Annotated in this window: 16 protein-coding genes; 5 read left to right on the top strand and 11 right to left on the bottom strand. The window is 70.2% G+C overall.

From position 1 onward, the window contains the following. Window position 1 precedes the first annotated feature (1 nt). Window positions 2-817: a ParA family protein gene (locus tag DDV73_RS26885; protein ID WP_109510354.1), complete on the bottom strand. Its 816-nt coding sequence runs from the start codon at window positions 815-817 to the stop codon at window positions 2-4. 73 nt (window positions 818-890) lie between these two features. Here DDV73_RS26885 and DDV73_RS26880 point away from each other — a divergent pair, with 73 nt between their 5' ends. Continuing rightward, window positions 891-1658: an SDR family NAD(P)-dependent oxidoreductase gene (locus tag DDV73_RS26880; RefSeq protein ID WP_109510353.1), complete on the top strand. Its 768-nt coding sequence runs from the start codon at window positions 891-893 to the stop codon at window positions 1656-1658. A gap of 90 nt (window positions 1659-1748) precedes the next feature. On the opposite strand, the gene DDV73_RS26875 is transcribed toward DDV73_RS26880, so the two are convergent. From DDV73_RS26875 to DDV73_RS26860, 4 genes are all read right to left on the bottom strand, one after another. Beyond that, on the bottom strand, window positions 1749-2366 hold the full coding sequence (locus DDV73_RS26875; RefSeq protein WP_109510352.1) for a MarC family protein: 618 nt from the start codon (window positions 2364-2366) through the stop codon (window positions 1749-1751). Further along, on the bottom strand, window positions 2363-3241 hold the full coding sequence (locus DDV73_RS26870; protein ID WP_109510351.1) for a PHP domain-containing protein: 879 nt from the start codon (window positions 3239-3241) through the stop codon (window positions 2363-2365). The genes DDV73_RS26875 and DDV73_RS26870 overlap by 4 nt, the downstream gene beginning before the upstream one ends. 66 nt (window positions 3242-3307) lie before the next feature. Next, on the bottom strand, window positions 3308-3655 hold the full coding sequence (locus DDV73_RS26865) for a putative quinol monooxygenase (RefSeq protein ID WP_109510350.1): 348 nt from the start codon (window positions 3653-3655) through the stop codon (window positions 3308-3310). 15 nt (window positions 3656-3670) lie between these two features. Beyond that, the gene (locus DDV73_RS26860; protein ID WP_161962545.1) at window positions 3671-4297 is read right to left on the bottom strand and encodes a LysE family translocator; all 627 of its coding nucleotides are present in this window, start codon (window positions 4295-4297) and stop codon (window positions 3671-3673) included. Window positions 4298-4397: 100 nt separating this feature from the next. Here DDV73_RS26860 and DDV73_RS26855 point away from each other — a divergent pair, with 100 nt between their 5' ends. Next, a complete protein-coding gene (locus DDV73_RS26855) occupies window positions 4398-5276 on the top strand; it encodes a LysR family transcriptional regulator (protein WP_109510349.1) in 879 nt (292 codons plus the stop codon). A 15-nt stretch (window positions 5277-5291) separates the two neighbouring features. Here DDV73_RS26855 and DDV73_RS26850 read toward each other — a convergent pair whose 3' ends face one another. The 3 genes from DDV73_RS26850 to DDV73_RS26840 form a co-directional block, all read right to left on the bottom strand. Beyond that, complete coding sequence (locus DDV73_RS26850) at window positions 5292-5927, bottom strand: DUF6758 family protein (RefSeq protein ID WP_109510504.1); 636 nt, start codon at window positions 5925-5927, stop codon at window positions 5292-5294. A 67-nt stretch (window positions 5928-5994) separates the two neighbouring features. Beyond that, window positions 5995-6570, bottom strand: coding sequence for a histidine phosphatase family protein (locus DDV73_RS26845; protein ID WP_109510348.1), 576 nt, complete (start codon window positions 6568-6570; stop codon window positions 5995-5997). Between the two features lie 11 nt (window positions 6571-6581). Then, complete coding sequence (locus DDV73_RS26840; protein ID WP_240617507.1) at window positions 6582-7829, bottom strand: MFS transporter; 1248 nt, start codon at window positions 7827-7829, stop codon at window positions 6582-6584. Between the two features lie 55 nt (window positions 7830-7884). On the opposite strand from DDV73_RS26840, the gene DDV73_RS26835 reads away from it, so the two are divergent. Beyond that, window positions 7885-8577: an MBL fold metallo-hydrolase gene (locus tag DDV73_RS26835; RefSeq protein WP_109510347.1), complete on the top strand. Its 693-nt coding sequence runs from the start codon at window positions 7885-7887 to the stop codon at window positions 8575-8577. Between the two features lie 96 nt (window positions 8578-8673). Here DDV73_RS26835 and DDV73_RS26830 read toward each other — a convergent pair whose 3' ends face one another. Next, on the bottom strand, window positions 8674-9204 hold the full coding sequence (locus DDV73_RS26830; protein WP_109510346.1) for a MaoC family dehydratase: 531 nt from the start codon (window positions 9202-9204) through the stop codon (window positions 8674-8676). Window positions 9205-9319: 115 nt separating this feature from the next. Continuing rightward, window positions 9320-9493 (bottom strand): DUF5302 domain-containing protein, encoded by a 174-nt coding sequence (locus DDV73_RS28145; RefSeq protein ID WP_154402926.1) that lies wholly within the window; start codon window positions 9491-9493, stop codon window positions 9320-9322. A gap of 177 nt (window positions 9494-9670) precedes the next feature. On the opposite strand from DDV73_RS28145, the gene DDV73_RS26825 reads away from it, so the two are divergent. Then, on the top strand, window positions 9671-10312 hold the full coding sequence (locus DDV73_RS26825) for a hypothetical protein (protein ID WP_109510345.1): 642 nt from the start codon (window positions 9671-9673) through the stop codon (window positions 10310-10312). 75 nt (window positions 10313-10387) lie between these two features. Beyond that, window positions 10388-10987: a hypothetical protein gene (locus tag DDV73_RS26820; protein WP_109510344.1), complete on the top strand. Its 600-nt coding sequence runs from the start codon at window positions 10388-10390 to the stop codon at window positions 10985-10987. A gap of 3 nt (window positions 10988-10990) precedes the next feature. Here DDV73_RS26820 and DDV73_RS26815 read toward each other — a convergent pair whose 3' ends face one another. Then, entirely contained in the window at window positions 10991-11530 is a 540-nt protein-coding gene (locus tag DDV73_RS26815) for a histone (RefSeq protein WP_109510343.1), read from the bottom strand. Between the last annotated feature and the right edge of the window lie 81 nt (window positions 11531-11611).

The following is an 11611-nucleotide window of genomic DNA, read 5'->3' as shown; positions in this document are numbered from 1 at the left end:
GTCAGCCTCGGCCCTGCGCGGGATTCGCGACTTTTCGGGCTTTGCCGGCTTTGGAGCGGGTCGCGAGATTCTTGGCCACCTCGCGATAGGCGACCGCACCCTTGTTGGTGCGGCTGGTGGCCAGGATCGAGCGGCCGGCAGCCGGCGCCTCGGCGAACCTGATCGTCTTCGGGATCGGCGGCTCGATGAGGTCGAGTTCGTAGGTCTCGGAGATCGTGTCCAGGACCTTGCGGGCGTGGTTGGTGCGGCCGTCGTACAGCGTCGGCAGCACGCCCCAGACCTCGAGGTCCGGGTTGGTGAAGCGGCGTACGTCGTGGACGGTGTCCAGCAGCTGGCCGACACCGCGGTGGGACAGGGTCTCGCACTGCAGCGGCACCAGGACGCCGTCGGCCGCGGTCAGCGCCGCGACGGTAAGTACGCCGAGCGAGGGCGGGCAGTCCAGCAGCACCCAGTCGTAGGTGATGCCCTGCTTCGCGAGCGCCTCCAGCGCGGTCCGGATGACGTGCTCGCGGCCGGTGCGGGTCAGCAGGTCCGCCTCCGCCCGGGCCAGCTCGATGGTGGCCGGGAGCAGGTGGACGCCCTCGTCGGTCTCGACGATCACCTCGGTGGGCTCGACGCCCTTGGCCAGCACGTGGTGGACCGACAGATCGAGGTCCTCGGGGTCGATCCCGAGCGAGAAGGTCAGGCAAGCCTGGGGGTCGAGGTCGACCAGCAGCACGGTCTGACCGAGCTCCACGAAGGCTGCGCCCAGGGAGGCGACGGTGGTCGTCTTGGCCACCCCGCCCTTCTGGTTGGCGACTGCCAGTGTGGTGCTCATTGGCGACCATCATGCCGGATCGGACAATGGGCGCCGAGCCGACACCTGGACAGGTTCTGGAATCCTGGTAGGTATGTCACATCCTGGAACTGCCCTGGTCACCGGCCCCACTGCCGGGATCGGCCTCGAGTTCGCCCGTCAGCTTGCCGCCCGCGGCCACGATCTGGTCCTGGTCGCCCGCGACCGGGCGCGCCTCGACGAGCTCGCCGAGCAGCTCGCCAAGGAACACGACATCGAGGTCGAGGTGCTGGTCGCCGACCTGGTCGACGCCGACGAGCGACGCGAGGTGGAGTCGCGGCTGTCCGACCCCGACCGGCCGGTCGAGCTACTGGTCAACAACGCCGGGTTCGGCCTCAAGCACCGCTTCCTGGACAACCCGGCCGACGCCGAGCAGGCCATGCACGACGTACTCGTCACCGCCCCGCTCCGCCTCAGCCATGCCGCGCTCAAGGGGATGTCAGAGCGCGGCCACGGCGGCGTGATCAACGTGTCCAGCGTGGCGTCGTTCCTGCCCCGCGGGACGTACGCCGCGTCGAAGACCTGGCTGAACAGCTTCAGCGAATGGGCCGCCAACGAGTACCGGGGCCAGGGAGTCCAGGTGATGGTTCTGTGCCCGGGCTTCGTGAAGACCGAGTTCCACGAGCGGATGGACGTCTCCCGCGACTCGGCGCCGTCGTTCATGTGGCTGGAGGCGGACCGGCTGGTGCGCGACGCGCTCAAGGACTACGACAAGGGCAAGGTCTACTCGATCCCGAGCAAGCGCTACAAGGCGATCGTCACCGCCGCCCGGCTCACCCCCAACCGCCTGCTGCAGCGGGCCCAGGCGCTCGGGCGGAAGTAGGGGCGGTTTCACAAGGTACCCAGTGAAACCGTCCCAGCCCACGCGAAGTATCCGACGGGCCAGGACAGTTTCGGGTGGGCGGTCGTGCCCTCAGCCCTCGCCGGTGGCGAAGGCGCGCACGGAGTCGGCGACCATCTGTACGGCGATCGCTGAGAGCAGGAGGCCGGCGATCCGGGTCACCAGGACCACGCCGCTCTCCTTGATCACCTTCAGGATCCGCACCGAGAATCGCATCGCCAGCCAGATCGACACGTGCACCAGGATGATGCCGAGCGCGAGGGCGGTGAACGCGGCGACGTTGTCGACCTCGCGGCTGAACAGCATGGTCGCGACGATCGCGCCCGGGCCGGCGAGCAGCGGCGTACCCAGCGGCACCAGCGCCACGTTGACGTCCTGGCCGGCGCTCGGCTCCTTCTCGTTGCCGGTCAGCAGCTCGAGTGCGACCAGGAGGAGCAGCAGGCCGCCGGCGCCCTGCAGGGCCGGCAGCGAGATGTGCATGTAGCTGAGGATCCCCTGGCCGAACAGCGCGAAGGTGACGATCACGAAGAACGACACCAGCACCGCCTGCCAGGCGGCCCGGCGTACCGTCGCCTGAGAGCGGCCGGAGGTCAGCGACAGGAAGATCGGGATTGTGCCCGGCGGGTCCATGATCACGAACAGGGTCACGAAGACCTCGGTCAGCAGGACCAGGTTGATGATCTCGCTCATCCGACCGGCACCTCCGGGGTCGCCCGGCCCGACGCCACCGCAGCAGCGCGGGCCAGGTCGAGCAGCCGCTCGTACTGGCCGGGGTCGGTGGTGTTGCAGCCGAGCTCGTGGTTGGCCTTGCCGGTGCCGTGGTAGTCGCTCGACCCGGTCGCGATCAGGTCGAGGTCGCGCGCGATCCCGCGCAGCTGCTCCCGGGTCTCCGGGGCGTGGTCCTGATGGTCGACCTCGATGCCGGCGAGCCCCTCCGACTTGAGCGCGGCCAGGCCGGCGGCATCGAGCGCGGTGTGGCTGTGCCGCGCCCACGGGTGCGCGATGACCGAGACGCCACCCGCGTCAGCGACCAGCCGGATCATCGCGACCAGGTCGGCGGCGTACCGGTCGACGTACGCCGGCTTGCCGGGCGCGAGGTACTTGGCGAACGCCTGGTCGCGGTCCTTCACCACGCCGAGCGCGACCAGCGCGTCGGCGACGTGGGGACGTCCCATGGCGGCGGCGTCGCGTGCCACCCGGCGTACGTCGCGGATGTCGATGTCGATGCCCTCGCCGCGCAACCGCTCTAGGGTCGCGGGGAGCCGGGAGTTACGGCCGTCGAGGATCTTGCCGAGCTCGCGGACGAAGCCGGCGTGGGTCGGGTCCGGGAAGTAGGCCAGCAGGTGCACGCCCTCGCCGGCGTGCCGGCAGCTCACCTCGATGCCCGGCACCAGCGTCAGCGCCACGTCCGCGGCAGCGGCGCGCGCCTCGGCCCAGCTCTCCGCCGTGTCGTGGTCGGTCAGCGCCATCACGTCGAGCCCGACCTCGGCGGCGTGCCGGACCAGCTCGGTCGGCGACTGGGTCCCGTCGGACACCGCGCTGTGGGTGTGAAGGTCGATGCGCACAGCCCGCAGCCTAATGCGCGGGTTCGCCTATCGCCGAAGCGTGGAGGAGCTGCCGTCGCTCGGCTGCTACATCACCTGGAAGGGCCTGAACAGCTGGGGGACGCCACCGTCCTCGAAGTTCGCGGCGAGCTCGTCGGTCGGCTCCCCCAGCAGCTCGCCGGTGCACTCGCCGGTCGCGGTGATCGCCTCCATCAGGTGCACGAGGTTCTGATGGTGCTCGATGAGCGCCGCGGAGTCGCGGAAGCGCTCGATGACGATCGCCTCGGACTCGTCGTGGTTGAGGAAGGTGTCGTACTGCAGCGTCCCGGGGTCCTTCGCGCGCACGATCTCGAGGCACTCGGCCGACAGCCGCTTGAACTCCTCGAGCTTGCCCTCGTAGAACTTGAATCGCACGATTGCCTGCAGCTCGCTCATCGTTGGTTCTCCTTCTCAGTGGTTGGTAGTGACGACCAGTCGGACGGCGACGGTGGCCAGGATCAGGCCGGTGACCTGCTCGATCCGCGCCTGCACGCGCGGCCGGCGTAGCCAGCGGCCGAGGCGCTCGACGGCGGCGACGTACAGGCCGAACCAGGCCAGGTAGAGCAGGCCGAAGATCGCCGACAGTAGCAACGCCTCGGCGCGCGGTGAACCGCTGTCGGCGCTCAGGAACTGCGGCAGGAAGGTGACGAAGAACAGGGCCACCTTCGGGTTGAGCGCGTTCGACAGGAACCCCTGTCGCAGGTAGGTCCAGCGTCGCTCCGGCACCGGGACCGCGGCCTCGGCGTGGGCCGGCGCCTGGCGCGACCTCCGCGCCGACCACAGCATCTGCGCCGCGAGCCAGAGCAGGTAGACCGCGCCGACGATCTTCAGTACGGCGAACGCGGTCGCTGAGGTCAGCAGCAGCGCGGACAGACCGAGGGCGGCCGCACTGGCGTGGATGGTCAGCCCGAGGACGCCACCCACCATGGTCAGCAGCCCGCCCCGCCGGCCCCCGACCAATGCGTTGCGCGTCAGCAGCGCCTGGTCCGGGCCGGGCATCATGATCAGCACCAGCGCCGCGATCGCGAATGTCAGCATCTCCGTCTCCCATCACGAGTTCCTTGGAAAAGACGATGCCAACATCTGATCGATAAGTCTAATGTCAGTTTTTACTGCTATCTATGAGTAGTCTTTATATATGGTTACCCTCGTCCAGCTCCAAGTGATCGACGCCGTTCGCCGCCACGGATCGGTCACCGCTGCAGCCAAGGACTTGAGCTACACGCAGCCGGCCGTCAGCCACCACCTGTCGAGGCTGGAGGCCCAGCTGGGCGCCCAGCTGCTGCAGCGGGTTGGGCGCGGTATCCGGCTCACCCCGGCCGGCCGGCTGCTGGCCGACCGCGCCGCCGAGATCCTCGGCCGGGTCGACTCCGCGACCACCGAGCTGTCCGCGCTCGTCGGCCTCACCGCCGGTCGGGTCCGGCTGGCCGGGTTCAACTCCGTGATGAGCTCGCTGGTCCCGGCGGCGGCCACCGTCCTCGCCGAGCGGCATCCCGACCTCGAGCTCGGCCTCACCGACGCGCACCCCGAGGACGCGCTGGAGCTGCTGCGCGCCGGCCAGGCCGACGCCGCGCTGATCTTCCGGTACGACGACACCGCACCCGAGGACGCCGGCATCCGGCTGACCCACCTGCTCGACGACCCGCTCTACCTGCTCACCACCGGCGGTGGCACCACGCTCACCGACCACGCGCAGTCACCCTGGATCGGCGGCTGCGTGCGCTGCCGCAGCCATCTCGTCGAGCTGTGCGCGGGCGCCGGCTTCCCCCCGCGGCTGGTCTCCTCCACCGACGACATGGTGGTCATGCAGAGCCTGGTCGCCGCCGGCATGGGCGTCACCACCATCCCCGGGCTCGCCCTGCGCGCTCACCGGCACCCGGCCGTCACCGCCACCCGGATCCAGGTGCCACCCCGCCAGATCTACGCCGCGACGTACGGCGAGCCGCCCGACCCGCCCGCCACCGCTGCGCTGGTCGCGGCGCTCGTCGAGACCGGCCGCGCGCTGGCCCGCGACTGATCCCTCACCAGGCCATCACCAGGAGGGTGGGGCACCGCCGAAGGACATGTCGAGCAGCTGCGGTCCGAGACCGGAGACGTCACGCAGGATCCAGTCGTCGCGCAGCAGCAGCATCGCCGAGGCGGGCCGCAGCACCATCCACAGCCAGCGGCCGACCGCCTCGCCGGCGAACACCGAGCGGTCCCAGTCGCCGTCCGAACCGCTGGTCGAGACCGGCCACAGCGGCACGGCCTGGGATCCGATCCGCACCTTGACCGTCGGCGGCCCCTCGCCCACCTCCGGCCCGGGGTCGTCGGTTGCGGTGCCGGCACACCGGGCGCCGAGGCCGGTGCCGGGCTCCTCGGCGACCACGAGTACGTCGACCGGTCCGTCCAGTGCGCTGTTCCCGGAGCTGCAGGTCAGCGTCGCCCGCGCGGACTCCGGGGTCGCACCCACCACGCCGAAGTCGGTCACCGACCAGCCCGGAGACAGCGGCCACGGCAGATAGGTCGGGAACTGCGGCGAGGCGCGCAGATGGTGCCCGAACGCGTCGTACGACGCCTCGCCCGGCTTCCACAGCGGTGCGGTCTCGCCGTGGTCCGGGCAGGCCCAGGTCCCGCTCCACTCGGTCAGTGGGGCCGAGCAGCGTGGACAGCTCGCCGTCAGGCTCACGCCGCCATTGTCCACTAAGTGAGATTACTTGGGAACCGTCACGTTCTACCGGCCGCCAGTGGTGGTGCTAGGAGTTCCAGCGGAGCAGGACAGGAGTCTCGCGCTCGTAGCCGAGCACCGACACGGTCGCGGTGTCGAGCCGGAAGTTCCGGCCTTCCTCGACCGGCTGGCCCAGCCACCGGGCGGTGAGCACCCGCAGCGCATGACCGTGCCCGAAGACCAGCACGTCGCCGTCGGCCTCACGGACCCGCTCGATCACCCGGTCCAGCCGCGCGCCGACCTGCGCCGCGGACTCACCGCCCGGGCTCGGGTGGGTCCACACCGTCCAGCCGGGCACGGTCTCGCGGATGGTCGCGGTGGTGACGCCCTCGTACTCGCCGTACGCCCACTCCGCGAGGTCGTCGTCGACCTGCGCGCCGGCGTACCCGGCAAGCTCGGCGGTACGCCGCGCCCGCTGCCGCGGGCTGGTCAGCACCAGCTTGAAGTCTCGGCCGGCCAGCCGCTCCCCCAGCGTGTGCGCCACCTGCACGCCCTCGTCGGTGAGCGGCAGCTCGGTGGTGGAGGTGTGCTTGCCGTCGCGGCTCCACTCGGTCTCGCCGTGCCGGACCAGCCACAGCTCGGGCGCGTCTGGGTGGGTGCTCATGGACCGGAGGTCTACCACAGCGTGCGGCTCCCGGTGGCGCGGGTCAGCGCGACGTAGCTCGCGAGGCTGACCAGCAGACCACCCACACCGGCGACGACGAAGGTGGTGCGGGCGTCGGTCGCAGCCAGCAGCAGGCCGCCCAATGCGTACGAGAGCCCGGCGCTGACGCCGACCGCGCCGTAGAGGGTGCCGAAGGCGCGGCCGAGGAATCCGGGCGGTACGACGCGCTGCAGGTGGGTGTTGACCCCGACGTCCAGGGCGGCGATCCCGATCCCGCGGAGACCCTGGTAGATCAGCGCCGCGGCAATGGACCCGGCCAGCCCGGTCACCAGGTTGCCGGCGCTGCTCACCACGAACCCGGCGATCAGCAGCCCCAGTGCCGGCCATCGCCCGCCGCCACGGGCGAGCAGCAGGTAGCCGGCCAGCAGGCCGACGCCGACTCCGGCGTACACGAGGGCCGCGTCGGTGTCGGTGCCGCCGAGATCGTCGCGGGCCAGGAAGACCAGGGCGACGTCGTCGACGCCGCTGAAGGCGACCACCCCGACGAACCCCACCGCCACCGCCCGCACCGTCGGAAGCGACCACAAGAGCCTCAGGCCGGCCGCGACCTCGCGGTACCACGGCGCTGCCTCGGGCGGGTCGCTCGACGCCGGGGCGCCGTGTGCGCCGCTGAGGGCGGGGAGTGTCGCGAGCAGGACAGCCGACACGGCGAAGGTCGCGACGTCAACCAGCAGCACACCGCGGATCTCGGTCACCGCGAACAGTGCCGCGGCGATCAGCGGACCCAGCGCCTCGAGCCCGTACGTGCCGACGCCCAGCGCGGCGTTCGCGGCCTCCAGGTCCTCGTCGCCGACGAGCCGCGGTACGGCAGAGCGGGAGGCCGCGGTGAACGTCGTCGCACCGATCCCGCGCGCCGCGACCAGCACCAGCAGGAGCGGCAGCGGCGGCCAGGCGGCGACGATCGCGAGCACCAGAAGGCCCTGGATGACCTCACAGGACACCATCACCCGGCGCAGCCCGTACCTGTCCCCGATCAGCCCGGCCACCGGCCCGAAGAGACCCGGGACGCAGTCGCCGGCCAGCAGCAGCAACGCGACGGCGATCGCGGCGCCGGTCTCGGCCTGGAGATGGACCAGCAGCGCGACCAGGCCCAGGGAGTCGCCGAGTACCGAGACCGCCCGCGCCGACCAGAGCACCCGGAACTCACGGTTGTCGCGAAGCAGCCGCAGTGCGCCACCGCGCTTGACCTCGAAGGCCACCGACGCTCCTCTCCTGACCGGGTTGGTGTGCGGGTCGCGACACTACGGTGGAGGAATGCGCGTCGACGATGTGGCGAGGCTAGACCTGGGGACCTTCGTGCGGCCGGCCGAGGAGACCGGGACGGGCAGCCCACGGGTCGAGGCGGTGTTCGGGTACGTCGCGCGGACGCCGGCCGGCGTACTGCTCCTCGACACCGGGCTCGGTGAGGCAGACGCAGAGACGGAGGCGTGGTACCGGCCGCACCGGATCCTGGTCGACGACGCGCTGCGCAAGCTGAGCCTCACTCGCGACGACGTCGATCTGATCGTCAACTGCCACCTGCACTTCGACCACATCGGCGGCAACCCGTCGTTCGCCGGCACCCCGATCCACTGCCAGCGCACCGAGCTGGAGGTGGCCCAGACCACCGACTACACGGTGCCGAAGCTGGTCGACTTCGCCGGCGCCACGTACGAGCTGCTCGACGGCGAGACCGAGCTCGCTCCCGGCGTTCACGTCATCCCCACGCCCGGGCACGTCGACGGGCACCAGTCGGTGGTCCTGGAGTGCGACGACGGCTCGATCGTCCTCGCCGGCCAGGCACACGACACCGCGTCAGCCTGGTCGGCCGACGCCCTGGCCGCCCGGGCCGCCGGACTCGGCCACGAGCCGCCGCTGCCACTCCCGAGCCCATGGATGGCGCGGCTGCTGGAGTTCGACCCGCGGCGTGTGGTGTTCGCGCACGACGCCGCGGTCTGGATGCCTTAGGCGGCGCGGCAGTTTCACTAGGTACCTAGTGAAACTGTCACTCCCCGGGCGAAACTTCGGTCGGGGCGGGACAGGAACGGTAGGGGAAGTGGCGGGCTATTCGGTCTTGGCCGGCCAGTTCTTGTCGGGCTGGGGGACGGGGCGGCCGGGCTGCTCGCCGCCGCGGGCCTCGAGGTAGTTGTTCTTCGGCACCATCACCTTGCGCCGGAAGATGCACACCACCTTGCCGTCCTGGTTGTAGCCGATGGTCTCGACGTGGACGACGCCACGGTCGTCCTTCGAGGTCGACTCCCACTTGTCGAGCACCGTGGTCTCGCCGTACAGCGTGTCGCCGTGGAAGGTCGGCGCGACGTGGCGCAGCGACTCGATCTCCAGGTTGGCGATCGCCTTGCCGGAGATGTCGGGGACCGACATGCCGAGCAGGATCGAGTAGACGTAGTTGCCGACCACCACGTTCTTGCCGAACTGCGTGGTCTCCTCGGCGTAGTGCACGTCGAGGTGGAGCGGGTGGTGGTTCATCGTGAGCAGGCAGAAGAGGTGGTCGTCGTACTCGGTAACCGTCTTGCCGGGCCAGTGCTTGTAGGTCGCACCGACCTCGAACTCCTCGTAGCTACGCCCGAACTGCATGCCCTGCTCCTTCAATCACGACTGACCCACTTCTGTGGGCGTCGCCCATCCTCGCCGACCCGGCCCCGTCTCGGGAACCGGACCGGCGGGTGGCGATCGTCACCCGGGAGCCGGCTCAGGAACCTCCGCCGCCGGCCTTCCGCCGGTGCATCTTCGGCGCGCCGCCAACCACCTCGGACCCGTGGACCTTCTCCTTGGGGTCGGCCGACTTGGGTACGCCGGTGTCGTTCGACTTCTTGCGCTCCAGCGCCTCGCGCATCTTGGCTTTGAGATCGTCGTTCCCGGACACGTGCGTCTCCTTGTCCTCGACATCGCCCCCTCAGATACCGGGGCTCGCTGACCACCTTGGCACGGGTACGGCGGCCGGTCGAGCCGATTTCGGGGCCCTACCCAGTGCGCTTACTCTTCGGTAACCTCCGTCACGGACCGGAGGAGAGGGCCTCCGGCACCGAGGGAGGACAACTTCATGAAGACACGCATCCGCATGCTCGTGACCGCCGCGGCGGCCGCGACAATCGCCGGTTCGACGCTGGTGGGAGCAGCGCCGGCCCAGGCCGCCGACATCAATGTGACCATCCCGATCACCGGGACCAGCACGCTCAAGAAGCAGAACGCCACGCTCACGCTGCCGGCCGGCGCCAAGATGACCGGCGTCCTGTCCGGCGACACCGTGACCGGCTCGATGACGATCCCGACGATCACCGCGAAGCTGCGGATCTTCGGCGTACCGACGCTCGGCGACACCACGTCCACGGTGAAGATCGTGGAGACCAAGCCGGCTGTGACCAAGCTCGAGGTGGACGGCAGCGTCAAGGTGACCTCGACGTTCCGGCTGGAGCTGCCGAAGGTCACCTCGGACGTGCTGCCGAGCGTGAACGTGGTGCGTCCGACCTGCCGCACCAAGGAGATCAGCGCGGTGCTGACCGCGGCGAAGTTCGACCTGTTCACGCCGTTCGCGCTGAGTGGCACGTTCACGATCCCGGCATTCGAGAAGTGTGGGTACTCGCTGTTCGGGCTACCCAGCGGGCGCGACCTGCTGATGACCAGCCTGCTGTCCGGCCCGGACAACCGGATGGACCTGATGGCCGGACCGGTGCAGATCGGCTGAGCTCGCACAAAAACTCGTGAGAATGGCTACTCCGGGGGAGGCGGTGACGCCTCCCCCGGAGTAAGTTCGGCAGCCATGAGGCCTCAGGCAAACCGTCGGGTCGCCGTCGGACTCGCCGTCGCGGCAGCGCTGTGTGCGCTGGCCGCCTGTGGCGGCGACGACGACCCCGACGAGTCCGAGGAGACTCCGCGAGCGGCGCGCATCGAGGTCGACTCGGCGAAGCCGGCCGAGGGGGCGACACTGACCACCGAGCACTTCCTGTACGCCGTTCCGGCTGGCTGGCGGGACGCGCGCGACCAGTTCCCGACCGTCGAGAGCGCCGCGGTCGACGCCGGCGACGGGGACGGCTTCGCCGACAACCTGAGCGTGCTCCGGGTCGAGCCGGCCCCGATCACCGACCTCGCCGAGCTCGAGTCGGGCCTGGGCCGCGAGCTGGCCGAGGCGGAGACCAAAGACATCGAAGTGCACGTGCGCACCACCATCGACGGCATCGAGACGGTGCACCTGAGCGGCATCGTCGAGCAGCCCGGCCGCACCTACACCGTCGACCAGTTCAACGCCGTGCTCGACGACGCGTCGTACATCCTGACCTTCTCGTACGACACGAAGACGCCGGCCGACGTGCGCACCAGCGAGGTCGCCGCCATGCTCGCCAGCTGGCACTGGCAGCCGTAGGGACTAGCTGGTCGCCGCAGTCTTCGTCGCCGTGGTCTTCGCCGCGGCGGTGGTCTTCGCGGCCGTCGTGCGCTTCGCGGGAGCCTTCTTGGCAGGGGCCTTCTTAACAGGGGCCTTCTTGGCAGGAGCAGCCTTGCTGGCCGTGGTCTTCGCTGCGGTGGTCCTCGCTGCGGGGGCCTTGGCGGCCGGCGCCTTCTTGGCGGTCGTCGTCTTGCGCACCGGAGCCTTGCGTGCCGGTGCCTTGCGCGCGGGGGCTCGCTTCGTGGGTGCGCTGGGCGCTGCGGCCGCGGCCGGCGCGGGAGCGGGGGTGGCGGCGGCCGCCTCCAGCTTGGCCACTCTCCCCTCCAGACGCTCGACGAGTGCGGTGAGCTTGGCGAGGGCCGCGGTGTGCTGGTCGTCGGCGGCAGCGGCCACCTTGGTTGGCTTGCTGGGCTTACTCGGCTTGCTTGCCTTGCTGGACTTCGCGGGCTTGTCGGCCTTCTTGATCTTCTTGATCTTCTTGGCCTGCTTCTCCAGCTTTTCCTTGACCTTGCTCTTGCCCATGCCTGCTTCTCCTTCGCGCGTCGTTCATCGAAGCATAGGGAACGCCAACGGCCGCGACAGGCAGCCAGGGTCGCGGGAACA

The organism is Nocardioides speluncae (genome assembly GCF_003121585.1).
Classification (GTDB): domain Bacteria; phylum Actinomycetota; class Actinomycetes; order Propionibacteriales; family Nocardioidaceae; genus Nocardioides; species Nocardioides speluncae.
Note: the sequence above shows the minus strand (reverse complement) of the source record. Positions and strands in the feature narration are given on the sequence as shown.